This window comes from Methylobacterium sp. J-068 (assembly GCF_022829445.1).
Classification (GTDB): domain Bacteria; phylum Pseudomonadota; class Alphaproteobacteria; order Rhizobiales; family Beijerinckiaceae; genus Methylobacterium.
On sequence record NZ_JAKSXY010000061.1, the window covers coordinates 61,057 to 85,602 of the forward strand.

General features: G+C 71.6%; 24 protein-coding genes. 7 read left to right on the forward strand and 17 right to left on the reverse strand.

The features are described from left to right. Positions 1-5: 5 nt before the first annotated feature. Entirely contained in the window at positions 6-5,333 is a 5,328-nt protein-coding gene (locus tag MKK54_RS07695) for an alpha-2-macroglobulin family protein (protein ID WP_244010203.1), read from the reverse strand. Between the two features lie 147 nt (positions 5,334-5,480). On the opposite strand from MKK54_RS07695, the gene MKK54_RS07700 reads away from it, so the two are divergent. After that, positions 5,481-6,917 carry a serine protease gene (locus MKK54_RS07700; protein WP_244010204.1) on the forward strand — a complete coding sequence of 479 codons (1,437 nt, stop codon included), beginning with the start codon at positions 5,481-5,483 and terminating at the stop codon, positions 6,915-6,917. Between the two features lie 9 nt (positions 6,918-6,926). Here MKK54_RS07700 and MKK54_RS07705 read toward each other — a convergent pair whose 3' ends face one another. From MKK54_RS07705 to MKK54_RS07725, 5 genes are all read right to left on the reverse strand, one after another. Then, the gene (locus MKK54_RS07705; RefSeq protein ID WP_238276083.1) at positions 6,927-7,082 is read right to left on the reverse strand and encodes a DUF3309 domain-containing protein; all 156 of its coding nucleotides are present in this window, start codon (positions 7,080-7,082) and stop codon (positions 6,927-6,929) included. 158 nt (positions 7,083-7,240) lie between these two features. Next, a complete protein-coding gene (locus tag MKK54_RS07710) occupies positions 7,241-8,275 on the reverse strand; it encodes a cysteine synthase A (protein ID WP_244010205.1) in 1,035 nt (344 codons plus the stop codon). Between the two features lie 58 nt (positions 8,276-8,333). After that, the gene (locus MKK54_RS07715) at positions 8,334-8,699 is read right to left on the reverse strand and encodes a response regulator (RefSeq protein WP_244010206.1); all 366 of its coding nucleotides are present in this window, start codon (positions 8,697-8,699) and stop codon (positions 8,334-8,336) included. 187 nt (positions 8,700-8,886) lie between these two features. Continuing rightward, entirely contained in the window at positions 8,887-9,480 is a 594-nt protein-coding gene (gene hpt, locus MKK54_RS07720; protein WP_244010207.1) for a hypoxanthine phosphoribosyltransferase, read from the reverse strand. Positions 9,481-9,492: 12 nt separating this feature from the next. Continuing rightward, the gene (locus MKK54_RS07725) at positions 9,493-10,323 is read right to left on the reverse strand and encodes a zinc-ribbon domain-containing protein (protein WP_244010208.1); all 831 of its coding nucleotides are present in this window, start codon (positions 10,321-10,323) and stop codon (positions 9,493-9,495) included. A gap of 228 nt (positions 10,324-10,551) precedes the next feature. On the opposite strand from MKK54_RS07725, the gene ftsE reads away from it, so the two are divergent. The 3 genes from ftsE to MKK54_RS07740 all read left to right on the forward strand — a co-directional run bounded on the left by ftsE (position 10,552) and on the right by MKK54_RS07740 (position 13,225). After that, a complete protein-coding gene (gene ftsE / locus MKK54_RS07730; RefSeq protein ID WP_244010333.1) occupies positions 10,552-11,250 on the forward strand; it encodes a cell division ATP-binding protein FtsE in 699 nt (232 codons plus the stop codon). After that, entirely contained in the window at positions 11,247-12,263 is a 1,017-nt protein-coding gene (locus MKK54_RS07735; protein WP_244010209.1) for a cell division protein FtsX, read from the forward strand. The genes ftsE and MKK54_RS07735 overlap by 4 nt, the downstream gene beginning before the upstream one ends. Before the next feature lie 119 nt (positions 12,264-12,382). Then, positions 12,383-13,225, forward strand: coding sequence for a YdcF family protein (locus MKK54_RS07740; protein ID WP_244010210.1), 843 nt, complete (start codon positions 12,383-12,385; stop codon positions 13,223-13,225). 22 nt (positions 13,226-13,247) lie between these two features. On the opposite strand, the gene MKK54_RS07745 is transcribed toward MKK54_RS07740, so the two are convergent. From MKK54_RS07745 to hpf, 3 genes are all read right to left on the reverse strand, one after another. Beyond that, on the reverse strand, positions 13,248-13,586 hold the full coding sequence (locus MKK54_RS07745; protein WP_244010211.1) for a hypothetical protein: 339 nt from the start codon (positions 13,584-13,586) through the stop codon (positions 13,248-13,250). Positions 13,587-13,588: 2 nt separating this feature from the next. After that, positions 13,589-14,056, reverse strand: a complete 468-nt coding sequence (ptsN, locus tag MKK54_RS07750; RefSeq protein ID WP_244010212.1) for a PTS IIA-like nitrogen regulatory protein PtsN — start codon at positions 14,054-14,056, stop codon at positions 13,589-13,591. 118 nt (positions 14,057-14,174) lie between these two features. Further along, positions 14,175-14,786, reverse strand: coding sequence for a ribosome hibernation-promoting factor, HPF/YfiA family (gene hpf / locus MKK54_RS07755; protein ID WP_244010213.1), 612 nt, complete (start codon positions 14,784-14,786; stop codon positions 14,175-14,177). A gap of 316 nt (positions 14,787-15,102) precedes the next feature. On the opposite strand from hpf, the gene panD reads away from it, so the two are divergent. Then, on the forward strand, positions 15,103-15,564 hold the full coding sequence (gene panD, locus MKK54_RS07760; protein ID WP_244010214.1) for an aspartate 1-decarboxylase: 462 nt from the start codon (positions 15,103-15,105) through the stop codon (positions 15,562-15,564). A 30-nt stretch (positions 15,565-15,594) separates the two neighbouring features. Here the strand turns inward: panD and rpoN are convergent, their stop codons facing one another. From rpoN to MKK54_RS07790, 6 genes are all read right to left on the reverse strand, one after another. Next, positions 15,595-17,154 (reverse strand): RNA polymerase factor sigma-54, encoded by a 1,560-nt coding sequence (gene rpoN / locus MKK54_RS07765; protein ID WP_244010215.1) that lies wholly within the window; start codon positions 17,152-17,154, stop codon positions 15,595-15,597. 334 nt (positions 17,155-17,488) lie between these two features. Beyond that, positions 17,489-18,364 carry an LPS export ABC transporter ATP-binding protein gene (gene lptB, locus MKK54_RS07770; protein WP_409564143.1) on the reverse strand — a complete coding sequence of 292 codons (876 nt, stop codon included), beginning with the start codon at positions 18,362-18,364 and terminating at the stop codon, positions 17,489-17,491. Beyond that, the gene (locus MKK54_RS07775; protein WP_244010216.1) at positions 18,361-19,101 is read right to left on the reverse strand and encodes an LptA/OstA family protein; all 741 of its coding nucleotides are present in this window, start codon (positions 19,099-19,101) and stop codon (positions 18,361-18,363) included. Before MKK54_RS07775 ends, lptB begins: the two co-directional genes overlap by 4 nt. After that, the gene (locus MKK54_RS07780; protein ID WP_244010335.1) at positions 19,098-19,886 is read right to left on the reverse strand and encodes a lipopolysaccharide-assembly, LptC-related protein; all 789 of its coding nucleotides are present in this window, start codon (positions 19,884-19,886) and stop codon (positions 19,098-19,100) included. The genes MKK54_RS07775 and MKK54_RS07780 overlap by 4 nt, the downstream gene beginning before the upstream one ends. A 243-nt stretch (positions 19,887-20,129) precedes the next feature. Further along, complete coding sequence (locus tag MKK54_RS07785; RefSeq protein WP_244010217.1) at positions 20,130-20,756, reverse strand: ribonuclease D; 627 nt, start codon at positions 20,754-20,756, stop codon at positions 20,130-20,132. A gap of 217 nt (positions 20,757-20,973) precedes the next feature. Continuing rightward, positions 20,974-21,345 (reverse strand): ComEA family DNA-binding protein, encoded by a 372-nt coding sequence (locus MKK54_RS07790; RefSeq protein WP_244010218.1) that lies wholly within the window; start codon positions 21,343-21,345, stop codon positions 20,974-20,976. Between the two features lie 326 nt (positions 21,346-21,671). Between MKK54_RS07790 and rpmF the strand changes: the two genes are divergently transcribed. Beyond that, positions 21,672-21,860 carry a 50S ribosomal protein L32 gene (gene rpmF / locus MKK54_RS07795; RefSeq protein ID WP_056187853.1) on the forward strand — a complete coding sequence of 63 codons (189 nt, stop codon included), beginning with the start codon at positions 21,672-21,674 and terminating at the stop codon, positions 21,858-21,860. Positions 21,861-21,981: 121 nt separating this feature from the next. Here the strand turns inward: rpmF and MKK54_RS07800 are convergent, their stop codons facing one another. Both MKK54_RS07800 and phaR read right to left on the reverse strand, forming a co-directional pair. Further along, positions 21,982-22,221 (reverse strand): hypothetical protein, encoded by a 240-nt coding sequence (locus tag MKK54_RS07800; protein WP_244010219.1) that lies wholly within the window; start codon positions 22,219-22,221, stop codon positions 21,982-21,984. 97 nt (positions 22,222-22,318) lie between these two features. Then, positions 22,319-22,942, reverse strand: coding sequence for a polyhydroxyalkanoate synthesis repressor PhaR (gene phaR / locus MKK54_RS07805; RefSeq protein WP_244010220.1), 624 nt, complete (start codon positions 22,940-22,942; stop codon positions 22,319-22,321). Between the two features lie 317 nt (positions 22,943-23,259). On the opposite strand from phaR, the gene MKK54_RS07810 reads away from it, so the two are divergent. Beyond that, a complete protein-coding gene (locus MKK54_RS07810) occupies positions 23,260-24,441 on the forward strand; it encodes an acetyl-CoA C-acetyltransferase (protein WP_244010221.1) in 1,182 nt (393 codons plus the stop codon). Positions 24,442-24,546 lie beyond the last annotated feature (105 nt).

The window sequence follows — 24,546 nt, forward strand, 5'->3', positions numbered from 1 at the left end:
CGCACCTACTTCGCGCTCACCGTCATGGCGCCGAACCCCGTGCGCCCGAAGCGCTCGGGCCGGTACATGTCCTCGATGGTGGCGGCCGGATGGACGTAGGTGCCGGGCGAGACCGCGCGGACGGTGTAGGCGACCCGGAAGAAGGCCGATTGCTCGGGGGTGCGCTCGTAGGCCGCCACGAAGCGGTCGTCGCGGAACTCCGTATGGACCGGGGCCACGTCCGACTTGGCGAAGGCGAGGCCGTTGAGGGCGTCGGCATCGAGGAGCTTCGGGTTGTCGATCTCCAGGCCGGCGGGCAGCCGGTCGACGAGGAGGAGGCGCCCGGCGCTGGCCTTGGCCTCGGTCACGGTGAGGACCACGACGAGGCGGTCGTTCTGGCGTACCCCCTGCGCGAGGTCGACCGCGCTGCCGTCGAGGCGGTGATAGCGCCGCTCGATCGTGTAGCCGCGCGCCTCGGCCGGCTCCGGCGCGATCGGGTTGCCGCTGACGCTGACCACCGCCTGCACGGGCTGGGTGCCGGCATTCACCAGGGTGACGGGCTTGGCCGCGAGCGCCGCCGCGCGATAGCTGCGCGCCACGGCGCCGCTCTCGGGGCGGCCGTCGAGGGTGAAGCGCAGGGCCTCGGATTCCGCGCTCAGGCCCTCGGCCGCCAGCACCATCCAGGCGTCCTCCTGCGTGCTGGTCGGCCGTCCGCTCGCGCGCTCGGCCGCGATGATGGCGCCGAGCGGCTGCACGCTGTCGCGGGCGAGCCCCGTCTCGGCGGCGAGCGCCAGCAGGCCGGCACCGTCGCGCAGGCGCGAGCCGTAATCGGCGCGGTAGCCCGTCCCCGTGGAGGCGGCCTCCTTGAAGCCGGCGAGCGCCGAGGCGAAGGCCTTGGCCGCGCGGCCCCGGTCGCCGAGCAGCGCCAGGGCCGCCGCGATCTGCCCGCGCGCCAGCGGCGTCGCGAAGGCGGCGAGCTTGGTGTCGGCGAGGTAGCGCAGGTCGCCCATCACCGGGCGGCCGTTGCGGGCGAGCACGTAGGCCGCGTAGGCGATGTCCATGCCGCCCTCCCCCACCTCCGTGGTGTTGGCCACCACGTTGCGCAGCCGGTCGAGGGCGTTGGCGAAGGCGGTCTGGGGCACGGCGAAGCCGCGCTCGCGGGCCCGGGTCAGGAAGTCGGTGACGTAGGCGTTGAGCCAGGTGTCGCTGGCCCCGTCCGTGGACCAGAGGCCGAAATCGCCGGCCGCGTTCTGGCGAGCCAGCACGCGCTCGATCGCATGGCGCACCCGCTCGTCGGCTTGTGTGTCGAGGCCGAGCTTGTCCAGCGCCGCGAGGCGGTTGACGTAGAGGAGCGGCATCGCCCGGCTCACGGTCTGCTCGGAGCAGCCGTAGGGATAGCGGTCGAGGGCCTGGAGCAGGGCCGGCACGTCGATGCCGGCGAGATTCGAGGCGGAGAGCGAGACCGTGCCGGTGCCGGGCAGGATGTCGGCCAGGAGTTCGTCCGAGAGCTTCAGGGAGGCTCCGGGCTCCAGGGACTGCACGGAGCGCCGCGCCAGCGCCCCGGTGCCGGGACCGATGGTCAGGGAGAAACTCTGCCCGACGCCCTCGGGCAGGCCGGGGCCGCTGAGGGTGAGGTCGATCCGCGACGGGCCGGGCCCGGCGGCGGTGATGGGGATCACCAGCGAGCCCTTGGCGCCCGCCTCCAGCCGCAGGGTCCGATGCAACGCCTCGGCGCCGACCAGCACGGAGCCCGTCAGGTCGAGGTCCACGCTGTAATCGCCGGCCTGCCCCTCGACGTTGTCGATGGCGACGAAGAAGCGCGAGCGGTCGCCGACATTGAGGAAGCGCGGCAGGGTGCCGGTGAGCACGACGGGATCGCGGATGATCACGTCGGCCTGGGCCGCGCCCACGCGTGATCGGCTCCAGGCGGTGACCATGACCCGGCCGGTGCCGTTGAAGGCCGGCAGGGGGAAGCTGACGCTGGCCTTGCCGTCCGGCCCGACCGTGACGGGCCCGGAATAGAGCGCCAGCGGCGCCTGGGTCGGGGGCGCGTCGGCGAGTTCGGCCGCAGCTCCGTCGCCGCCGGAGCGGATGGCGCCGAGCGTCCCCTGCATGCCGTCGATGAGGTATCCGTAGAGGTCGCGGATCTCGGGGCCGAGCGCCTTCTGGCCGAAGAAGTAGCCGAACGGGTTGGGCGCCTCGTAGCGGGTAAGGTTGAGGATGCCGACATCGACGAGCGCCACGCTGACCCGCGCCTCCTCGCCGGATCGCAGGCCGGCGAGCTGGATCGGCAGGGTCAGGGTCTCGCGCGGGCGAACCTTGGCCGGCGCCTCGAGGGTGACGCCGAGGGTGCGGCTGTCCCGGTCGACCCCGAACCAGGCCACGCCGAGGGCCCGGCCGGGCAGGCGCCGGGCCGCCTGGTCGAGGGGCCGGTAGGCGGTGGCGACGAGGTAGGCGCCCGAGCCCCATTCCGCCTTGACGGGAATGTCCACGGTGGCGCCATCGGCCGGGACGTCGACGGTGAGGAGCGCGTGCAGTTTATCGCTGACGACCGCCAGCGTCGCCCGCCCCTTGAACTTCGGTTGCAGGCGGGCGCGCAGGGTCTCGCCCGCCGCATAGGCCGCCTTGTCGAGGCGCAGATCGAGGAGATCCGGCACGTCCGCCGTCTCGGAGCCGCCCCAGCCCACCGTGAAGGTCACGCTCGCGGTAGCGGCCGGCCGGCCGGGCACGCTCGCCTCCAGCCGGTAGGTGCCGTAGCTCACCGTGGCGCTGACGCGGCCCGGCGCGTCGGGCCCAAGGTCGAGGCGGCCATCGGCGATGCGGCGGGTGCTGGTGACGGGCTCATAGGACCAGCGCCCGCCCTCGCGGTACCATTGATAGGTCTTCTCGACGCGCTGGAGCGTCCAGGCCACGTCGCCCTGCGCCAGGCGCTGCCCGTCCGGGGCGGCCATGACCACGTCGAAGCCGGCCACGCCCCCTTCCGTCAGGTCGCCCGAGAACCCCTTGCGGATGGCGAGCACGGGGCCTTCCGGAAGGATCGGCAGGGTCAGGCTGCGGCTGAGCGCCCGCCCGCCCGGCTCGCCGACCTGCAGGGTGATCTTCGCCTCCGTGGGGCGGGGTGCGGCGAGCGCCTGCACCGGCACCACGAGCCGGGCCTTGCCGGCCGCATCGGTGGTGGCGCGGGCCTCGATCTCCGTCGAGGAAGCCTCCACGCGCTCGTCGTCGAGGCCGACCGAGAAACCCTCCAGCCCCTTGATGCCGCTGCTCGCCGCCTGCTGCACCAGCACGGTGCCGGAGACCTCCAACCCGGCGCCCGGCGCGCCGTAGAGGTAGCGCGCGGCGACGTCGATCGTGGCGGGCGCCCCCCGGACCAGGGTCGGGGCCAGGCTCGACAGCGTCACGTCGAGGCGCTCGGGGACGTAATCCTCCACGAGGAAGCTCGCCTCGCCGATCGCGGGCGCCTTCGGGTCGGTGTAGGCGGCCACCCGCCAGGTGCCGTGCTGGGCGCCCGGCATCAGGGGCAGCGCCAGGGCGCGCCCGCCGAGGCCCGCATCGGCCACCTGCACGCGGCGGTACTCGACCCCGTCCGGGCGCTTGACCACCAGGGTCAGCGGGATCTCCGGCACCGCGATCCCCTGCGCGTCGCGAAGGAGCCCGGTGAGGTTCACGGTCTCGCCGGAGCGATACACGCCCCGCTCCGGGAACAGGTAGGCCTCGACGGCGCCGGGCTGCGGCCGTCCCTTCACGCCGCGGTCGGTGAGGTCGAAGGCGGATTGGTTGAGGTCGAGGAAGCCGTAATCGTCGCCGATCTGCGCCACCACGAGGCCGGGCGCGATCCCACCCTCCCCGCGCGCGAGGCCAGGCGCGAAGGCGACGTGGCCCTGATGGTCGGTCCGGGCGGTGGCCAGGACCTCGTTGTTGCGCGCCACCAGCCGGATCTCGGCACCGCTCACCACCTCGGCGGAGGCCAGCGAGCGGGCGAAGACGTGGACGCCGTCGCGGCCCTTGAAGGCGGTGAGCCCGAGGTCCGAGACCACGAACCATTGCGTGGCCTGGGCGTCATAGCCGCCCTCCTCGTCCCCGGAGCCGGCGGTCCCGCTGGGTTGGGCCAGCATGATGTAGATGCCGGGCTCCAGCTTGCCCACGGCCTGGAGCACCGGGAAGGCGGTGACGGCCTCCTGGTTCACCTCGGCCTTGGCCGTGTCGAGCACGCCCTTCCAGACGCGCTGGCCCTTCTGGTCGGCGATGGTCCGCGCCGTGGCGCCGTTGAGCTGGGACAGGAAGTCCTCGGCCCTCAAGGAGGGCAGCAGGCCCCGGTCGCCGACGCGCAGGACCTCCACGTCGATTTTGGCCGCGTTCACCGAGACGAGCGGCACGCCGGCCTGACCGGTCCGGGGCAGGACGTAGTTGCGCCCGGTGAAGCGGACCTGGGGCGAGCGGTCCCGGACATAGACCTCGTAGTCGGAGGCCTTGAGGAGCGTCTCCCCGGCGCTCGACGGCACGCCGGAGCGCACCACGAAGGCGTAGCGCTCGCCGTGCTTCAGGCCGTCGACGCAGATCTGCTGGCCGGTGCCCGTGACGGCGGCGTTGGCGGCGCCCGAGACCGCCACGAAGGGCGTGAAATCGGCCTTCTGCGCCAGGGCCTCCGAGAACTGGAAGCAGACGCGCGGCGCGGCGGCATCGGAATCCACGGTGTAATTCAGGATGCGGAAGCCGTGCTCGGCGCGCAGGGCCTCGTAGGTCTCGCGCACCTGCGCGTCGTCGGACAGGCCGAGGCTGGCGCGATAGGCCTCCAGCGACGGGCGCCACTCGGATTCGGCGGCATAGACCTCGCCGAGGACGGCGAGCGCCCCGGCCTCCGCCACCGCGCCGCCGGCCCGCAGGTAGCCCTGGTAGGCGGCGGCCCGCGCGTTGCGGCGCAGGCGCAGCCGACCGGCATAGTCGCCGGTCTGGTCGTCGTTGCCGACCGCGCTGGCGGCGCGCGCATAGGCGAGCCAGTTCGCGGGCTCGGCGGGCTCGGCCGCGACCGCGAGGCCCAGGGGCTTGAGGGCTTCGGCCGGCTTCTCGGCCTCGACCAGGGCCTCGCCCTCGGCGCGCGCCTTGGCGGCGGATTTGGGGATGCCGCCGCCCGCCTCGCCCTTCAGGGTCGCCTCGAGGCGCACGCCGTCGCTGGCGAGGTCCTCGCGCTGGAAGCTCTTGGGGGCTTGAGCCTTGGGCACGACCTTGGCCAGGGCGCGCGTGGCCGGGGCCGGCGGCTGGATTTGCGCCCGGGCGGGCGGGGCCAGCATTCCGGTCAGGGTCAGCGCGTACAGGAGAGGGGCCGCCCAGCGCCCGCGTCCGCTCGATCCCGCCATGTGTCCACTCCGCCGTCCGGGCGCCGACGCGTCGTGTCGACACCGGTGCGGGACCGTAGCACTTCGCGTCCGCGCCGCAACGGCCTGGAATTCGGGGGCGGCCTCTGTCACAGGTGAGGGGTTCTCGCGGGGGAGATGCGATCCACCATGACGCGCGGCGGTCGGATCATCCGGGGTGGGACCGGATTCATGCTGGGGCTGATGGCGGGAGCGGCCTTCGCGCAGACGCCCTCCGTGCCCTCCCTCCCCTCCGCGCCCCCCCTCCCGGCGGCGCCTGGGAAGCCCTCCGCCAAGGTCAAGCCGAGCGTGCCGGCGCCCGACCCCGCCTACGAGACGGCCCGGATCGCCTTCGAGGCCCTGCCCGAGCCCGAGCGCAAGGGCCTGCAGGACGCCCTGGTCTGGACCGGCGATTACAACAGCGTGATCAACGGGGCGTTCGGCCGGCGCAGCTACGAAGCGCTTCAGGCCTACGCCAGGCGCAGCGGCGGAACCGGACTGCCGGATGCCGCCGGACGCGCCGCCCTGCTGAAGGAGGGCGCGGCCGCCCGCGCCGCCGCCCGCTTCACGGTGAAGCCGGACCCGGCCAGCGGCGTCGTGCTCGGGGTGCCGGAACGGCTCCTGCCGAAGCGCCTGCCCCAGCCCGGCGGCACCCGCTGGCAGAGCGCGGACGGGCGCATCACCCTGGAGACGAAATCCGAACCGCCCGGCGAGACCGGGCTCGAGGCGGTCTTCGCCCGCATCACCGCGCCGGGCCCGGAGCGGCGCGTGACCTACAAGATCCTGCGGCCCGACTTCCTGGTCGTCACGGCCGAGACCGGGACGGGCAAGTCGTACATCCGCTACGCCGCCGGCGAGGCGGGCCTGCGCGGCATCGCCCTCGGCTACGACAAGGCCCTGGCCGGCGAGGTCGACCGGCTCGCCATCGCCATCGCCAACAGCTTCGTGCCGTTCCCGCCGGCCTCGCCCGGTCCGGCGCCGCTGCCCGCGCAGACGCGAAAATCCGTTCCCGTCGCCACCGGACTCGTCGTGGCGCCCGGCCGCGTGCTGACCAGCGCGGCGGCGCTCGGTTCCTGCCGCGCCCCGGCGGTGGGGGGTGCGCCCGCGCGGGTGGCGAAGGGCGCCGGAGGCGAGCTGGTCATGCTGGAGACCGGGCCGCTCACAGGCCACGCTCCGGTCCTGCCGGCGATCCGCGCGACGGCGCTGACGGCCGGCGAGGCGGTGCTGGTGCTCGGGGCGGATGCGGAGGGTGGCGTCGCCGTCGCTCCGGGCGAAGCCGAGGATGGCCCCCAGCGCATCGGCGCACCGCTGCAACCGGGTGCCGGCGGCGCGCCGGTCCTCGATCGCTCGGGCGCGCTCGTGGGTCTCGTCGCGTCGTTCCCGGCAAGCCCACGCCTCGTCGCGGGCATCGTGCCGCCGGCGCGCTACGGGCTCGTGCCGGCCGGCATCGTCGCCGCCGTCCTGGAGACGGCGGGACTGGAGGAAGCGGGGCTGAAGGCGCGCGCGCTCCCTAAAGGGGCCGGCACGCTCAGCGCGGCCGCCGCGACCCTGTCGGGCGCGGTCGTCGCGATCACGTGCCAGCCCTGACGCGGCGCGTCAGATTCGGCCCGTCAGGAGCAGCACGATCAGGATGATGACGAGCAGGCCGCCGAGGCCGAAGCTCGGACCGCGGTAAGCGCCGCCACCGAGGAAGTTGCCGCCGCCGAGGACGATCAGGATCAGGACGATGAGGAGAATGGTGGTCAGGGTCATGGATGGGAACTCCGTCACGCGCCCAACCGGAATTGCTTGAGCTTGACCGTACAAACGTCGCCGCGGCGATTCCGTTCACCGGTCCGTGCGGCATAATCCCCGAATCCGACGTTTCTTTTCAGTCGCGATGCGTGCGTGCGCGCCGGAGGCCCGACCGCTCAGGCCCGCCAATCCGGCAGCGGGTCGGAGGCGGCGCCCAGCCAGTCCGGAACCGGCAGGCCGCGCTCCTTCAGGAAGCCGGGATTGAACAGCTTCGAGGCGTAGCGGGCCGCGCCGTCGCACAGGATCGTCACGATGGTGTGGCCGGGCCCGAGTTCCCGCGCCAGCCGGATCGCCCCCGCCACGTTGATGCCGGAGGAGCCGCCGAGGCTCAGGCCCTCCTCGCGCATCAGGCGGAAGACGATGTCGAGGGCCTCCGCGTCGGGAATGCGGTAGGCGTGGTCGGGCGTGAAGCCTTCGAGGTTGCGGGTGATCCGCCCCTGGCCGATGCCCTCGGTGATCGAGGAGCCCTCGGCCTTGAGGGTGCCGGTGGTGTAATGCGCGTAGAGGGCCGAACCGTCCGGGTCCGCGATGCCGATCCGCACCTCGGGTCTGGCCGCGCGCAGGGCCCGCGCGGTGCCGGCCAGCGTCCCCCCGGTCCCCGCCGCGCAGATGAAGCCGTCGACCCGGCCGTCCGTCGCCGCCAGGATCTCGGGGCCCGTGGTCTCCACGTGGGCCTGCCGGTTCGCGACGTTGTCGAACTGATCGGCGAAGAAGGCGCCGCCCGGCTCGGTCTCGGCAAGGCGCGCCGCCAGCCGCCGGGCGGCATGGACGTAGTTGTTCGGGTTGGAGAAGGGCACCGCCGGAACCTCGACGAGACGGGCGCCCGCGAGCCGCAGGGTCTCCTTCTTCTCGGCCGATTGGGTCTCGGGGATGACGATGACGGTGCGGTAGCCCCGCGCCGCGGCCACGAGCGCCAGCCCGATCCCGGTATTGCCGGCCGTGCCCTCCACGATGGTGCCGCCGGGACGGATGGCGCCCCGCGCCTCGGCCTCGCGCACCATGAAGAGCGCCGCCCGGTCCTTCACCGACAGGCCCGGATTCAGGAACTCGGCCTTGCCCAGGATCGTGCAGCCGGTCGCCTCCGAGGCCCGCGCCAGGCGGATCAGCGGCGTGTTGCCGATGGTGGAGAGGATGTCGGGGCAGGCCTTCATGCGCGGACCTCGTCCATGCTCGGAACGCCGCGATCGAGGCGGCGGATGCGGCGCGCCGTCAGGCGGCGAGCGCCCGGTTCACCGTGGAACGCAGGTCCGCCAGGGAGAACGGCTTCGTCAGGACGTCGGTGACGATGGCGTCGAGGCCGCGCGCGCGCTCGCGCTGGTCGGCGAAGCCCGTCATCAGCAGGATGGTGAGGTCGGGAAAATCCCGCTTGGCCGCCAGCGCCAGGGCGATGCCGTCCATCAGCGGCATCCGGATGTCGGTGAGCATGAGGTCGAACGCCCCGTCCGCCTCGGTCAGCCGGTCGAGCCCGTCGCTGCCGTCGGTGGCCGTGACCACGGCATGGCCATCGATCTCGAGGCCTCGCTTGAGGAAGCCCCGCACCGTCTCTTCGTCATCCACCAGGAGGATGCGGGCCATCGCGCGTCTGTGTCTCTCTCGGTTCTGGGCGCTCAGTCACGCAAACGCCGGCGCGACCTGTCAAGGGATCGCCGGACACAGCAACGGCCTCAGTTGCCGTTTTGTTTCGAATTGCTCCGAACGCGATGGAAATACGTCTCATTCCAGACCCGGTTAATCCCTTCGGGAGGGCGGATCTGGGCTTCCCTCAGGTGCCGCCGAAGAGATCGGGCTCGCGGCTGTCGTAATCGACCAGGCCGACGAAGGGCAGCTGCCGGTAGGCGTGCGCCACATCCATGCCGTAGCCGACCACGAAGACGTCGGGACAGGTGAAGCCGACGAAATCCGCGTCGATGGTCACGGCGCGCTTGCCGGGCTTCTCCAGCAGGACGGCGGTGAGCACCCGCTTGGCGCCGCGCGCCATCAGCAGGTCCTTGGCGAACACGATGGTGCGGCCGGATTCGAGGATGTCGTCGATGAGGAGCACGTCGCGGCCGCGCACCTCGCTCTCGACGTCGCGCAGGATCTCGACCTGACCCGAGGAGACCGTGGCGGTGCGGTAGCTCGACAGGTGGACGAACTCCGCCTGCGGCTCCAGCCCGACGCGGTGCAGGGCCCGCAGCAAGTCGGCGGCGAACATGAAGCTGCCCTTGAGCACCGCCACCACGAGCAGGTTCTCGGGGTTGGCGGCCGCGATGGCGGCGGCGAGTTCCTCGGTGCGCCGGGCGATGGCGGTTTCGTCGAAGAGGACGCGGACCCGCCGGGAAGAGCTCGAGGAAGGGTTCGGAGAAAGGCTCGTCATCCTCGCTCCATATCACGGGCGGCGCGGGCTGGCATCGTCCTTCGCGAGGGTCGCGTCCGCCTCGGCGGCGGCAAAATGCACCCGCACCGAGCGCCCCTGCGCCGGCGGGGCCGACAGGCTCGCGCGAAAGCGCGCGGTCTCGCTCCGCTCCAGGGAGGCGCGCGGCGGGGCGATGCGCCAGCGGTAGAGCGGCTGGTCACGGCCGTCGCGCACCTCGACCTCGATCGGCGGGACCTCGGCCCCGGCGGCGGCGACGCCGACGAGGTCGCCCTCGACCACGAGCTGGCCCTGCGCGCCCTCGCCGGGGGTCTGGAAGGCGACGACGTCGCGAAGGTCCAGGCCGCGCAGGTTCACCGGGAGTCCCAGGCGGGCATAGAGCCCGGCGCTCTGGGGCATGGCCCGCACCACGCTGGCGCGGCCGAGGACGGCGAGGCAAAGCCCGGCCACCACCGCGAGCCCGAGGGCCGCGCCGGGGGAGGCCAGGGCGAAGCCCCGGCGCTTCGGCTTGGCGGGCGTTGGCCTGGCGGGCCGCGCCCTCGCCTTGGCGACGGGCGGGGGCGGTTCCTCGGCGGGCGGGGACGGGTCCGGCTCGGCGGCCAGGGCCGCCTCCCACGCGTCGAGCTCCGCCTGTGCCGAGGCGCGGCTCTCCGCCGCGTCGGGACCCGCCTCCGAGGCCGCCATCATGGCGGCGGTCATCTCGGCCTCCAGGGCGGCCGAGACCTCGTCGGGAGAGATGAACCAGGTCTCGCGGCAGGCGGCGCAGCGCACCGAGCGTCCTTCCGGGCCGACGCGATCCAGGTCGATCTGGTATTCGCTGGCGCAGGACGGGCAGACGATCAGCATGGGCAATCGGTGCCTCGGGTCGCGATCGGCAGTTGCCGGCTCGGGCAAAAAGACTCACACGGTTCTCGGGCAACGCGGTTAACCATCCGTGAAGCGGGCACTTCCGATCGCGAGCGCCCTTGATCGAGGCGCGCCCCCGATCGAAGGTCGGCCCCGATCCGAGGATCGGCCCCGATCCAGGGATCGGCGCGATCGGATGGGCAGGATGGAGGGACCGTGGCGGATCGGGTGAACACGCAGTCGCTCCTCACCGGGGCCGAGGAACCGGTGGTGCAGTTCGAGAGCGTCGGCATGCGCTACGGTCTCGGGCCGGAGGTGCTGAGCGACGTCAGCTTCCAGATCGCGCCGCGCTCGTTCCAGTTCCTCACCGGGCCTTCGGGCGCGGGCAAGACCACGCTGCTGCGCCTGATCCTCCTCTCCGTGCGCCCGACGCGCGGCCTCGTCTCGGTCTTCGGCGAGGAGGTCAGCGGCATTTCCAGCGAGGCGCTTACGAACCTGCGCCGGCGCATGGGCGTGGTGTTCCAGGATTTCCGCCTGCTCGACCATCTCACCACCTACGAGAACGTGGCGCTTCCCTTGCGCGTCCAGGGCCGCTCGGAGACGAGCTACCGGGCCGAGGTCGTGGAATTGCTGCGCTGGGTCGGCCTCGGCGAGCGCATGCACGTGCTGCCGCCCCTGCTCTCGGGCGGCGAGAAGCAGCGCGCCGCCATCGCCCGGGCCCTGATCGCCCGGCCGGAGCTGCTGCTGGCCGACGAGCCCACCGGCAACGTCGATCCCGGCCTCGGCCGGCGCCTGCTGCGCCTGTTCATCGAACTCAACCGCCTCGGCACCTCCGTGCTCATCGCCACGCACGACTTCGCCCTGATGGACCTCGTGGATGCGCGCCGCTTCGTGCTCGGCGACGGCCGCCTGACGGTCGAGTCATGACGACCGAGACCCACACCCCCTCCGCCCCGGCCGCCAGGGCGCCGGACGCCCGGCCCGGCGACCGGCCGCCGGTCAAGCCGCCCGCGCCGCCGGAATCGCGCGGCGCGCCGCTGCCCCCGACCCTGCGCCGCAACGCCCCCCTGGTGCCGACCGATTCGGCGGCGAGCCGGGCGCTCGCCGCCGTCATCGCCATCCTGACCTTCCTGGCGGCCCTCTGCGCGGGGGCGGCCGAGATCGTGGCCTCGAGCGCCGTCCAGTGGCAGGGCACGGTGGCGCAGGAGGTGACGATCCAAGTCCGCCCGAGCCCCGGCCGCGACATCGACGCGGACGTCGCCCGCGCCGAGGGGCTGGCCAAGGCCACCCCCGGCATCGCCTCCGTGCGGGTGTTCTCGAAGACGGAGGCCGAGCGCCTGCTCGAGCCCTGGCTCGGCAGCGGCCTCGACCTCTCGGACCTGCCCGTGCCGCGCCTCGTCACCCTGAGGCTCGCCGAGACCGCGCCGGACCTGAAACCCCTGCGGAGTTCGCTCACCGAGGCTTTGCCCGGCGTCGCGAGCCTGGACGACCACGCCCTCTGGCTGCGGCGCCTCTCCACCGCGGCCAACACCTTCGTGGGCGTCGGCGTCGGCATCGTCGTGCTCGTGCTGGTGGCGACGGGCCTCGCGGTGGTCTTCGCCACGCGGGGCGCCATGGCGGGCAACCGCGAGGTGGTGGAGGTGCTGCACTTCGTGGGCGCCAACGACGACTTCATCGCCCGCGCCTTCCAGCGCCGCTTCTTCGGCCTCGGCCTGCGCGGCGGCATCATCGGCTCGGGCGCGGCCATCGCGGCCTTCGCACTGGCCGGACTGGTGGCGCGCAACTGGCGCTCGGGACCGGCCGGCGAGGAGATCGAGGCCCTGTTCGGCGCCTTCCACATCGGCTGGCGCGGCTACGCCGCCGTGCTCCTCATCGGCGTCATCGCCTCGGTGGTCACCGGCATCGTCTCGCGCCTGACCGTGCGGCGCTTCCTGGCCTGAGCCGGGCGGCGGCCGGGGCCGTCGCGGTGGCGTTAACCGTTCGTGAACCTTTCGGAGCGGAAATACTTGCCTCGTGAACGCCCCAATCGGGGCTATCTTACGGGGGAATGACGAGGCGGATGTCAGCCAGCGGCACCATGAGGCCCTCCGAGGCATTCGGATGGGCCTGGACCGACGCCGGCCCGCGCGCGGTCGCCCCGCCGCCGGTCCGCCGCGTCCGTGCCGGGGACGCGCATGTCGAGCGCGCTCATGCCGAGTGCGTTCATGCCAAGCGCGCTCATGCCTTCGGGATCACCGCGAAGGCGACCCTCGGACTCGCCGCCACCGGCGCGGCCGCCCTATTCTGCGGGTTCCTGGCCTTCGTCGCCTGCCTCGAGCGGGACGAGCGCGTGCCGAGCGGACGCGCGGACGGCATCGTCGCCCTCACCGGGGGCGCCCAGCGCATCGGGGACGCCATCGATCTCCTGGCCAACGGCTATGGCCGGCGCCTGCTCATCACGGGCGTCAACGAACGCACGAGCCGCGACGAGATCGCGCGGCTCAACCCGAACCAGCGCCACTGGATCGATTGCTGCGTGGACCTCGACTACCGGGCGCGCAACACCATCGGCAACGCCATCGAGACCCGGCGCTGGATGCGCCAGCACCGCTTCAGCACGGTCACGGTGGTGACCTCGAACTACCACATGCCCCGCACCCTGGTGGAACTCGACCACGCGCTGATGGGGGATGACCGCATCGTGCCCCATCCGGTGATCGCGGAGGGCTTCGACCCGGATCGCTGGTGGCAGCGCCCGGCCTCGGCCAAGTTGCTGGCCTCCGAATACCTGAAGTTCCTCGTGTCCTGGGTCCGCACCCGCTTCGAGAGCGACCCCGAGCGTTCCCGCGCCGCGATCCTGATCGGGCGCCGCAAGCCGATCAAGATGGTCGCCGAACCGCTGCTGCTGCGCGGCCAGGAATAGCCGGTCGGAGACCGGGCCCGGCCTACAATCCCTTGCACTGGCCCCGGATCAGGCCCGAGAATTCCCGCTCGGACGTCTGCACCTGCGCCAGGCGGTCGGTGCGCTCGGCGCCGGAGAGGCAGCGGCCGTAGACGCTGGCCACACGGCGCATCGTCTCCACGTGCCGGCGCCAGACGCGGCACTGGTCGGCCGCCTCGCTGCCGGCCTGCTCGAGCTGGTCGATGGCCTGGCGCTGCATCGAACTCGCCACCAGAACGTCGCGGGCGCAAGCCGTGTCGCCGCCGCGCGTCTGCGCCAGCGCCGGTCCGGCGAGAAGCGCGAATCCGATCGCGAGCGGCCCGAGGCGATCAGGGGAGCGCATGGTCACGCGGCCTGCGAGGCCGAGGTGTGGGTCAGGAGCGCGTAGAGCGCACTGGCATCGCGGGCGGCACGGATGCGCTCCAGGATGCCCGGCTCGCGCAGCAGGCGGGCGACCTGAGCCAGGGCCTTGAGGTGGTCGGCGCCGGCCCCCTCGGGGGCGAGGAGCAGGAAGGCGATGTCCACCGGCTGCCCGTCGAGGGCATCGAAATCCAGCGGCTTCTCCAGCCGGGCCACGAGGCCGAACAGCCGGTCGAGACCCGGCAGCTTGCCATGGGGAATCGCGACGCCGTCGCCGATGCCGGTGGAGCCGAGGCGCTCGCGCTGCAGCAGGGTCTCGAAGACCTCGCGCTCGTCGAGCGCCGGCAGCTGGCGCACGGCCTGGATGCTGAGTTCCTGCAGCATCGCCTTCTTGGTACGGGCGCGCAGGGACGACACCACGGAATCCGGAGACAGGAATTCCAGCACTGGCATGTCGGACCGTCGCCCCGTCGGCGACGGCCAGCCCGGCCGTCGCGCCATGAAATCTCGGGCCGCCAGGGCGGCCCTCCGGACTCAATCGACCAGGTTCAGGCTCTGTTCCCGACCGGCGCTACGAGGCCGCCTCGGCCGGATCGACCCAGCCGATGGCCCCGTCAGTGCGGCGGTATACGACGTTGATGCGTCCGGTGCCAGCGTGAACGAACACGAGAACCGGAGCGCCCGTGAGATCGAGGGCGGTGACCGCCTCGCTCACCGAATGGCGCTTCAGGGTCTTGGTGCTCTCGGCCACCACGGGCGGATGCGACGCCTCGCCGTCCTCCGGCTCGTCGTCGAGCTCGTCCGCCTCGGCCTCGCTCGGGGCGGCGAACACCGCGTAGGCCGCCTGGACCGTCGCACCGTCATGCCCGGCCGCGCCGTGGTCCTTGAGCTTGTGCTTGTAGCGGCGCAGGCGCTTCTCGAGGCGGTCCGCCGTCTGCTCGAAGCTCGCATGGGCGTCGTGCGCGGCGCCGGAGGCTTCCAGCGTCAGGCCGGAGACGAGGTGGAGGACGCAGTCGGTGCGGTAGGCCGTTCCGTCCCGCCGCAGGGTGACGTGACCCGAGCAGGTGCCGCTCATGTGGCTGTCGAGATACTTCGAGAGGGTGGCCGCCATTCGCTCCTCGACCCGCCCCCGAAGGGCCTCGCCAAGGTCCAGGCCGTGGCCCGTCACGCGCAATGACCCCATGATCCCTCCGGTTTTCGTTGTGGATACGTCCTGGCTTCAGGAGCCTCTTGAGTTAAGGAGCCTCCTTCGGAGAAGTCAACGCAAGGGCGTGAGACCGGCCTCCGCTCGATCGAAGCGGAGGACGGTCTCGCTCGGCCCGCGCGGGGCCCGCGCGAAGCGCATGACGACGGTGCGCGCCGTCCCGGATCGCGCCGAGCCGGGGTTGCCTTCCGGAGCGCGCTTCACCCATGAAGCCCGTCGAGCCGTATTCTCGGGCCCCGGCGCCTGGAACTCGGGGCTCGGGCCGAAGCGGCCGGACGGAGGGAGAACCGGAGCGATGCAGAGTTTCGTTCGTGCCAAGCTGCACGGCATCCGGGTGACGGGCGCCGACCTGAACTATCACGGCTCGATCACCCTGGATGCGGACCTGTGCCGGGAGGCGGGGCTCGATCCCCTCGAATTCGTCGAGATCTGGAACAAGATGTCGGGCGCGCGGATCAGCACCTACGTCATCTACGGCGAGGCCGGGTCGCGCTGCTGCATCCTGAACGGCGCAGCGGCGCGGACCTGTCAGGTCGGCGACGAGGTCATCATCGCGTCCTCGACGTTCGGAAGCATCGAGGACGTCATGGCCCGCAAGCCCAAGGTCCTGATCTTCGGGGAGGGCAACGCGGTGAGCGACCGGGTGACCTACGACGTGTTCCGCGACGCGGCCGGGCGCATCGACATGCGGATCGTCGAATCTCCGGCCGACGGCCAGGCGGAATCCGCGCCCGCCCGGCACATCCGGTTCACCTGAGGCACGCCGGCCGCTCTTCGACGACGCGCGTCAGCGCCCCGCATACGCGAAATGCTCGCGCCGACGCTCGATCGAGGAGGGAATCCGCAGCGATTCCCGGTACTTCGCCACCGTGCGGCGCGCGATGTCGATGCCCTCGTCGCGCAGTTTCTGCACCAGGGCGTCGTCCGAGAGCACGTCGCTCGGGGCCTCGGCGTCGACGAGCTGCTTGATGCGATGGCGCACGGCCTCGGAGGAGTGCGAGGCCGTACCGGCGGCACCCGGAATCGCGGCGGTGAAGAAGTACTTCATCTCCAGCGTGCCGCGGCTGGTGCCGATCGACTTGTTCGAGGTCACCCGCGAGACGGTGGATTCGTGCATGCCGATGGCCTCCGCCACCGTTTTCAGGTTGAGCGGGCGCAGGTGCGCCACGCCGTGCAGGAAGAACGCGTCCTGCTGGCGCACGATCTCGGAGGCGACCTTGAGGATGGTGCGGGCCCGCTGCTCCAGGCTGCGGGTGAGCCAGTTGGCGGTCTGCAGGCATTCCGACAGGAAAGCCTTGTCGCCCTCGGCCGCCGCGCCGCGCGAGACGCGGGCATAGTAGCTCTGGTTGACCAGCACCCGCGGCAGCGCCTCGCCGTTGAGCTCCACGAGCCAGGAGCCGTCGGGCGCGGCGCGCACGAACACGTCGGGGATCAGCACCTCGACGGCCCGGCTCCCGAAGGCCCGGCCGGGCTTCGGATCGAGCCGGCGCAGTTCGGCCAGCATGTCGACGAGATCCTCGTCGTCGACGCCGCAGAGGCGGCGCAGGGCGGCGAAATCGCGCTTGGCCACGAGGTCGAGACGCGAGACCAGGGCCTGCATGGCCGGGTCGAAGCGGTCGCGGTCGCGCAATTGGAGCGCGAGGCACTCGGCGAGGTCCCGGGCGGCGATGCCGGCCGGCTCGAAGCTCTGCACGAGCTTCAGCACGCGGGCGACCCGGTCGAGGGAGGCGCCGAGGCGCTCGGCGACGTCGTCGATGGATTCGCGCAGATAGCCGGCATCGTCGACGGCATCGATAAGGAAGCCCGCGATCAGGCGGTCCATGGGATCGCGGGTGGCGAGTTCGAGTTGGGCGCCCAGGTGCTCCCGCAGGGAGATCTCCGAGGTCAGGCTGGCCTCGAAATCGGGGGCCTCGCCGTCGAAGCTGCCGCCGGTGTTGCCGTAGGGCGCGGGCGTCAGCGAGAGCATGTCGCCGGAGGCCGCCTCGCGGGCATGGGTCGGGTTCTCGTCGGAGAAGACGTTGTCGAGGCGGGTGTCGAGGGCACTCTCCATGTCGGCGCCGCTGGCCGTCAGGGTGGTCGCGATCCAGGGCTCGTCGCCGTCGAATTCGCCCCCCTCGCCGTCCCCCGCCCGGTCGACCGAGGATTCGGAGGGCGTCTCGCCGGGCGTGCGCTCGACCTCGGCCTCGCCCTCGGCCCGCTCCAGCAGCGGATTGCGCTCCAGCTCGGCATCGACGTAGGCCGCCAGGTCGAGTTGGGAAAGCTGAAGGAGCTTGATGGCCTGGAGAAGCTGAGGCGTCATCACCAGGGCCTGGCCCTGGCGCATTTCCAGCCGTTGCAGCAAACTCATGGTGTCGCCCCGACGCTGAGTCTCATCTCCGCCCGACGGCGCACGCCGCCATGGGCCGAACCTCGGCACAAATCTTGCTTCTTGTTCGCTGTTCCTAGGTCTAGCGCCATCGTGGCGGCGCGTCAAAGCGTGTTGGCGCGGATTTGCCCGGAATTTAGGCACGTCGCCGGATCGTCGCGGATGCACATCACCCGAACGGGCCTCAGGCTCACATGCCGGGCCCTAATAAAAGCTTGTCGTGTATGAGGAATTTCGGGCAGGCCGGCGGCCGGGCGAAGGTTGGGGCAGCCTCGCCACGGCCCGGATTTTTTACCCGCGTCGAACTGCTCAGGCGTCAGAGCCGGAAATCCTCGCCGAGATAGAGCCGGCGCGCCTCGGGATTGGCGACGATCTCCTCCGGCGTACCCTCCGTGAGAATGCGCCCCGAATGCGCGATGTAGGCCCGGTCGATCAGCCCGAGGGTCTCGCGCACGTTGTGATCGGTGATGAGCACGCCTATGCCGCGTTGCTTCAGGTGCTTCACCAGATCCTGGATGTCGCCCACCGCGATGGGGTCGATGCCCGCGAAGGGCTCGTCGAGGAGCATGAAGCTCGGCGAGGAGGCCAGCGCCCGCGCGATCTCGCAGCGCCGCCGCTCGCCCCCCGACAGGGCGATGGAGGGCGACTTGCGCAGGCGGGCGATGTCGAACTCCTCCAGCAGCGATTCGAGCTTGCGCGCGCGCTCCTTGCGGTCGGGCTCGGCCACTTCGAGCACCGCGCGGATGTTGTCCTCCACCGTGAGGCCCCGGAAGATCGAGGCCTCCTGCGGCAGGTAGCCGATGCCGAGGCGGGCGCGCTGATACATCGGCAGCTGGGTGATCGGCAGGCCGTCGAGGGTGATCGTGCCGCGATCCGCCGTGACGAGGCCGGTGATCATGTAGAAGATCGTGGTCTTGCCCGCGCCGTTGGGGCCGAGCAGGCCCACGGCCTCGCCGTTGCGGACGGTCAGGCCCGCCTCGTGCACCACCGTGCGGGCGCCGTAGCTCTTGCGCAGGCCGCGCACGCACAGGATGCCGGGCCCGCCGCCCTCCTCCGCGATGGCCGCCGCCTCGGCCGCGCGCCGGCGCCGGGCGCGCCCGAACAGGCGCCCCAGGAGGGAGGGCCCGCGCGCGGAACCGGCGGCTTCGGAGGAGCGCTCCGCCAGGGCGGGCGCCGGGGGCGCGGCGCTCAATTCGTCTGAGCCCGGATCTTGTCGGCGGGAGGCTTGTCGGGATTCGCCTTGTCGGGATTGGGCTTGGCCGCCGCGCGGGCCGCGGCGGGCGGCTGCGCGCAGCCCTTGCCCTTGGCCCCGTCCTCCTTCTGCGGCACGAACAGGGCCGAGACGCGCCCGCCCGCCACCGGGTCCATATTCGCCCGGCCGGTGTTCATGTCGTAGACGAGGCGCGAGCCGCGCGTGACGTTCTGGCACTGGCTCAGCACCACGTTGCCGGTGACGACGATGCGCTTGGCCTCCTGGTCGAACACGGCGTTGTCGCCGGTGGCGACCTGATCCTTCTGGACCACCGTGACGGGTCCGGCGCACTCGACGCGCTGGATGCCGTTCTCGCTCAGGCCGGCGGCGCGCTCGGCCTGGCTTGCGGTCTCCGCCCCCTCGGCGGTCTCCTTCTTGTCCTTGCCGCGCTTGTAGCGCACCGTCATGCTGGAGCAGCGGATGGTGCTGTCGCCCTGCACGGCCACGACGTTGCCGGCGAAGATCGCCTTGTTCTCGCGGTCGAAGACATCGAGCCGGTCGGCGTCGATCTTGATCGGCTCCTTGCCCCCACCCCCGAGATTGCCGAGACCGGAGGCCGCCTTCTCCTTGCGCGGAGCCACGGCGGGCCCGACCTGCGCCTCGGCGGCCGGCGCCAGCAGGCAGGCCAGCGCGAGGCCGGCGAGACCGAGGCACGCACGCGTCACGAAACGGCTCACCGACGGCGCTCCCCGTCATCCGGCTGGGCCGAGGTCGTGCGGATGCGCGCGGTCGCCTCGCTCGCGGCCGCGACGGGGGTTCCCTCCCCCTTGGGCGCGGAGCTGTTCGAATCGGCCTTGTCCCGCGCATGCAGGACGGTGCGGACGTTGCCGATGAAGGAGATGACGTGGCCGCTGTCGACGACTTCGAGCGTGTCGGCCACGATCGTGCCGCTCGGGACCGTCACCTCCACGGTCTCGCTCGACCGGACGCTGCCGGCCTTGAAATCGACCGCCGCCGATTTCAGGCGGACTTCCTCGTCCTTGTCGGTCCAGAGGCGGATGTCGCGCTCCAGCGTCATGGATTCCCGGGTCGAATCGAAGATTCCGGTGGCGGCTTCGAGGTGGACCAAGCCGCCCTTGTCGTCGGTGTTGAGGTGGCCCTTCATGGCCTGAAGCTCGATCACGCTCGGTTTGCGCACGTCCTGGAAGGCGGCGGTGGCGGTCACCTCGTAGCCCCGGTCGCCCTTGCGGAAGCCGGACAGGCGCGGATTCTCCATCTTCACCTTGCTGCCCGACAGGCTCACCTGCCCGATCGACACGTCCGGCAGCCCGGCGCCGAAGGGGTTGAACAGCGTGACGGCGAAGAGCGCGAGCACCGCCGAGCCGGCGGCCAGCGGGATGACGCGGCGCAGGGTGCGGACATGGGCGCTATGACTGCGCGCGCGCGCATGGGCCCGCGTCCGACGCGCATCGGCGCGGCTTCCGCTCAACTGCCCCGTCTCGATGGCCGCGCCCACGTACATGATTTCTTCGCGCATTCCCGCCCAACATCGCGCCCCGGCCGCGATGGCGTGCGTGACGCACGCCGGGACAGGTCGACCGCCGGATGACCGGGGGCGGTGGCGAAGTTATGACGGCAAGCTTGAGAAAGCATCAAGCCCGGCCGTCGCAGGGTTGCCGGAATGACCCGTCCACCGCGGGGGGCGATGTGTGCCGGCGCACGACCGTCCATCTCGGCGGGCATCCCGCCTCGGACGCCCCCGCCGTCAGGAATGGGCGAAGATGTCGGTCTCCGGCCAGCCGGCGAGGTCGAGCCGCGCGCGGGTCGGCAGGAAATCGAAGCAGCTCCGGGCGATGTCGGTGCGGCCTTCGCGGGCCAGCATCGCGTCGAGCCGCGCGCGCGCGGCGTGGAGATGGAGCACGTCGGAGGCCGCGTAATCCACCTGGGCCTGGCTCAGGGCCTCGGCGCCCCAGTCGGAGGATTGCTGCTGCTTGGAGAGGTCGACGCCGACGAGTTCGCGCACCACGTCCTTGAGGCCGTGCCGGTCGGTATAGGTGCGCGCCAGCTTCGAGGCGACCTTGGTGCAGTAGACCGGCGCGGGCATGACGCCGAGGCCGTGGAACAGCACCGCGAGATCGAAGCGCGCGAAGTGGAAGATCTTGAGCGTGGCCGGATCGGCCAGCACGCGCTTCAGCGTCTCGGGCGCGGGAGCGTCGGGAACGATCTGCACCACGTCGGCGCTGCCGTCGCCGCGCGAGATCTGCACGACGCAGAGCCGGTCGCGATGCGGGTTCAGCCCCAGCGTCTCGGTGTCGATGGCGATGGCGGGACCCGCGACGTAATCGGCCGGCAGGTCGCCGCGATGCAGGCGGATGGCGGGATGGGTCGGCATGGAAGGCGTTCTGCGCTCGGGTCTTCGACGGCGGGCCACGGATCGGTGTTTTCGTGTGCGGTCCGGGGCACCCCGGGCACGGCCCGACGAACCGGACACGGGGGTCGTCGGAATGCGCCTCGACACAAGGTGCCAGAGGCACCGGGCCGATCGGATCCGGCCGGCGCCCCTAGCACCCGATGCCCCGTCCCGACAAGCGAGACGAGCCGCGCGGGCGTCACTTCTGCTTGGCGATGATCCGGTCCTTGATGCCGTCATAGGCGTTCTGCGGGATGATCTTCTTGGAGAGAAGCTCGTCCTTGCCCCGATAGGGGCGGCCCTTGATGATGGCGGCCGAGCGGGCCGCGCCGATGCCCGGAAGGGCGTCGAGCTCGGCGGCGGTGGCGCTGTTGATGTCGACCAGGGCGGCCTTCTGGGCGGCGGCCGGGCTCTCGACGGTGGGCGCCTTGGGCGGCGTCGGGTTGCTCGGCGCCGGCATCGCCGGAGCGGGCTTCATGGTGGGGGCCGCCGGGCTCGGGGCCTGTGCGAGGGCGGGGGCGGCGGCGAGGCAGGTCAGCACGGCCATCGTGCGCAGAAGGGAAGACATCATGGGAAACTCCCGGGGTCGATGACGCGATCGCGATGCCGCGCCAGTCAACGAGAACTAGGGCGGCGCGGTTGAACCGCCGCTTAACATCGCGTTGTCCAGCAGATGGGTGGTCTGCCGATCATTCACTTCGGGGCAACCCGTACGACCCGACGCGACGACGGCGGATGCCGCGCCGGGCGACCATCTGTCGACGGCCCCCTAGCCAGGACCCCGCCGCGTGGGTATAAGGCCGGCCTCGAATCTCCGTTTGAACACGGTGCCGAGGCGATCCTTCCGAAACGGGGGAGCCGCCCAGGCGCCCTTTTTGCCATCGACAGGATCCTCCCATGGCCGTTCCGAAGCGAAAGACCTCCCCCTCGCGTCGCGGCATGCGCCGCTCCGCCGACGCCCTCAAGGCCCCGACCTACGTCACCGACAAGGATTCGGGCGAACTGCGCCGTCCGCACCACATCGACCTGAAGACCGGCATGTACCGTGGCCGCCAGGTCCTGAAGGTGAAGTCGGCCGAGGCGTAAGCCTCTTTGGGGCGTCAGGCCGCCCTCCCGGGGCGAGCCCGCGCCACGACCACCTGTCGATACGACGATGAGCCGAGCCCGCACCCGCGAGCCCGGCTTTTTTCGTGCGCGATCGACGGGGTCAGGCGCGGCGCGCGGCCTCGGCATAGCAGGCGGCGGCGGAGCGCGTGCGCTCGGTGCGCGATGGGCGCAAGCGGGACTCGGTGCTGACGAGCAACTGGGCGAGGAACTCGGCCAGGGGACGGGCCGGCACCGGGCGCAGGCCCTGCGTTCCGGACACGGCACCACCCGGGATCACCACGAGGTCGTGGCGGCTCAGGCCTTGCGCGTCGGTCGTCGGGTCCGCCTCCGGGCGTTCCATCGCGTTCATCCCGGCGCCCGGGACGGCGCACAGGATCAGATTTGGCGTTCGTTAACCCGGCGTCAACCTTTCGTCCGAAGGCGATCGCCGAACAGGGTTACTTCTTGGCGAGGTCCTCGAGCCGCGACTGCATCTCGGCCATCTGGCGCTTGAGGTCGTCGAGGTCGCTGCCGCCCGAAGCTTGCGGCGACGGAGCCGGGACGCCGCCTGACTTGCCGGCGGGAGACGGGTGGGTCCCCATGCCGGAGAGCGGGCCGGTGCCGAAGGTGGTGAACATCTTCATGGCATCGCCGAAGAAGCTCATGTTGGCACGGACCTGCTCCTCCATCGCGCTCTGGAACGCGGTGGGGGCGAAGCTCTGGGTCATCTTCTCGCGAAGACCCTCCTGGTCCCGGGCGAAGTTCGCCATCGAGAATTCGAGGAAGCTCGGCACCATGGTGCGCATGCTGTCGCCGTAGAAGCGGATGAGCTGGCGCAGGAAGGCGACCGGCAGCAGGTTGTCGTCGCCCGCCTTGTTCTCCTGCTCGAAGATGATCTGCGTCAGCACGGAGCGGGTGATGTCGTCGCCCGAGCGCGCGTCGTAGACGAGGAAGTCCTCGCCGTTCTGCACCATCGTCGCCAGGTCCTCGAGGGTGACGTAGGTCGACGTCCCGGTGTGGTAGAGGCGCCGGTTGGCGTACTTCTTGATGACGGTGTGATTGGACTTACCGTTATCCGCCATCTCTGGGGGCCTCTCCCGACACGTTCCTGCCCACGCGCAATCTCGTCGACCACGCCCAGGACCGTTGCCCGATCTCGCGGCGCACAAGTTCACCTTAAGGCGTTCGCGTGCCGACGAAAACAGCAATTTATCGCCCATCCCGCGGAATACCACGCAAGGACGCGCGCACTGTCACGGGGGAGACCGCAAACGACCTTCGGGTGCCTTGACTTCGCGGAGTCCACGGCTTTCATCCGAGGGAACGGCACAAAGGCGCCCACGCTCGACCTCGGGGAGAGCGTCAAGGGAGCGCCGGCCGGAATGAGGAGAACGTCACCATGGCAGCAGAAGACATCGTCATCGTCGGCGCGGCGCGCACCGCCGTGGGCTCGTTCGGCGGCGCGTTCAACACCGTGCCCGCGCACGACCTCGGCGCCGTGGCGATCAAGGCCGCCCTCGAGCGTGCCGGCGTGCCGGCCGACGACGTGGACGAGGTGATCTTCGGCCAGGTGCTCACCGCCGGCGCCGGCCAGAACCCCGCCCGCCAGGCCGCGATCAAGGCCGGCATCCCCGAGAAGGCCACCGCCTGGGGCGTCAACCAGGTCTGCGGCTCGGGCCTGCGCACGGTCGCCCTCGGCATGCAGCAGATCGCCAACGGCGACGCCACCGTGATCGTGGCCGGCGGCCAGGAATCCATGTCGCTCTCCCCCCACGCGCAGTACCTGCGCGGCGGCCAGAAGATGGGCGACGTGAAGCTCGTCGACACCATGATCAAGGACGGTCTCTGGGACGCCTTCAACGGCTACCACATGGGCACCACGGCCGAGAACGTGGCGCAGGCCTTCCAGCTGACCCGCGAGCAGCAGGACGAGTTCGCCACCGCCTCGCAGAACAAGGCCGAGGCCGCCCGCAGGGAGGGCCGCTTCAAGGAGGAGATCGTCCCCGTGACGGTGTCGGGCCGCAAGGGCGACGTGATCGTCGACACCGACGAGTACATCCGCGACGGCGCCACCGTCGAGGCGATGGCCAAGCTCAAGCCCGCCTTCTCGAAGGACGGCACCGTGACGGCCGCCAACGCCTCGGGCCTGAACGACGGCGCCGCCGCCATCGTCCTGATGTCCGCCTCGGAAGCCGAGCGCCGGGGCATCAAGCCGCTGGCCCGCATCGTCTCCTGGGCCACGGCCGGCGTCGACCCCAAGGTGATGGGGACCGGCCCGATCCCGGCCTCGCGCAAGGCCCTCGACAAGGCCGGCTGGAAGCCGTCCGACCTCGACCTGATCGAGGCCAACGAGGCCTTCGCCGCCCAGGCGCTCGCCGTGAACAAGGACATGGGCTGGGACACGGCCAAGGTGAACGTCAATGGCGGCGCCATCGCCATCGGCCACCCCATCGGCGCCTCCGGCGCCCGCGTCCTCGTCACCCTGCTGCACGAGCTGAAGCGCCGCGACGCCAAGCGCGGCCTCGCCACCCTGTGCATCGGCGGCGGCATGGGCGTCGCCCTCTGCGTCGAGCGCGACTGAACCGGCCGGATTGCGGCGCCGCATCGAGAAAACTTGACGGCGCCGCAAATTTAAATCGGTCGCGCGCGCACCCGGACGGCCGCTAAGGCCGTGGGTGACGGCACA

Bases quoted from the DNA above. Each gene is read 5' to 3' on its own strand.
- MKK54_RS07810 (WP_244010221.1), top strand. From the start codon at position 23,260: ATGGCAGCAGAAGACATCGTCATCGTCGGCGCGGCGCGCACCGCCGTG.
- MKK54_RS07735 (WP_244010209.1), top strand. From the start codon at position 11,247: ATGACGACCGAGACCCACACCCCCTCCGCCCCGGCCGCCAGGGCGCCG.
- rpoN (WP_244010215.1), bottom strand. From the start codon at position 17,154: ATGAGTTTGCTGCAACGGCTGGAAATGCGCCAGGGCCAGGCCCTGGTG.
- MKK54_RS07695 (WP_244010203.1), bottom strand. From the start codon at position 5,333: ATGGCGGGATCGAGCGGACGCGGGCGCTGGGCGGCCCCTCTCCTGTAC.
- MKK54_RS07715 (WP_244010206.1), bottom strand. From the start codon at position 8,699: ATGGCCCGCATCCTCCTGGTGGATGACGAAGAGACGGTGCGGGGCTTC.
- MKK54_RS07710 (WP_244010205.1), bottom strand. From the start codon at position 8,275: ATGAAGGCCTGCCCCGACATCCTCTCCACCATCGGCAACACGCCGCTG.
- MKK54_RS07800 (WP_244010219.1), bottom strand. From the start codon at position 22,221: ATGGAACGCCCGGAGGCGGACCCGACGACCGACGCGCAAGGCCTGAGC.
- hpt (WP_244010207.1), bottom strand. From the start codon at position 9,480: ATGACGAGCCTTTCTCCGAACCCTTCCTCGAGCTCTTCCCGGCGGGTC.
- panD (WP_244010214.1), top strand. From the start codon at position 15,103: ATGCAGAGTTTCGTTCGTGCCAAGCTGCACGGCATCCGGGTGACGGGC.
- phaR (WP_244010220.1), bottom strand. From the start codon at position 22,942: ATGGCGGATAACGGTAAGTCCAATCACACCGTCATCAAGAAGTACGCC.
- ptsN (WP_244010212.1), bottom strand. From the start codon at position 14,056: ATGCCAGTGCTGGAATTCCTGTCTCCGGATTCCGTGGTGTCGTCCCTG.
- MKK54_RS07700 (WP_244010204.1), top strand. From the start codon at position 5,481: ATGACGCGCGGCGGTCGGATCATCCGGGGTGGGACCGGATTCATGCTG.
- MKK54_RS07705 (WP_238276083.1), bottom strand. From the start codon at position 7,082: ATGACCCTGACCACCATTCTCCTCATCGTCCTGATCCTGATCGTCCTC.
- MKK54_RS07780 (WP_244010335.1), bottom strand. From the start codon at position 19,886: ATGTACGTGGGCGCGGCCATCGAGACGGGGCAGTTGAGCGGAAGCCGC.
- MKK54_RS07790 (WP_244010218.1), bottom strand. From the start codon at position 21,345: ATGATGTCTTCCCTTCTGCGCACGATGGCCGTGCTGACCTGCCTCGCC.
- hpf (WP_244010213.1), bottom strand. From the start codon at position 14,786: ATGGGGTCATTGCGCGTGACGGGCCACGGCCTGGACCTTGGCGAGGCC.
- rpmF (WP_056187853.1), top strand. From the start codon at position 21,672: ATGGCCGTTCCGAAGCGAAAGACCTCCCCCTCGCGTCGCGGCATGCGC.
- MKK54_RS07745 (WP_244010211.1), bottom strand. From the start codon at position 13,586: ATGCGCTCCCCTGATCGCCTCGGGCCGCTCGCGATCGGATTCGCGCTT.
- MKK54_RS07725 (WP_244010208.1), bottom strand. From the start codon at position 10,323: ATGCTGATCGTCTGCCCGTCCTGCGCCAGCGAATACCAGATCGACCTG.
- MKK54_RS07785 (WP_244010217.1), bottom strand. From the start codon at position 20,756: ATGCCGACCCATCCCGCCATCCGCCTGCATCGCGGCGACCTGCCGGCC.
- MKK54_RS07740 (WP_244010210.1), top strand. From the start codon at position 12,383: ATGTCAGCCAGCGGCACCATGAGGCCCTCCGAGGCATTCGGATGGGCC.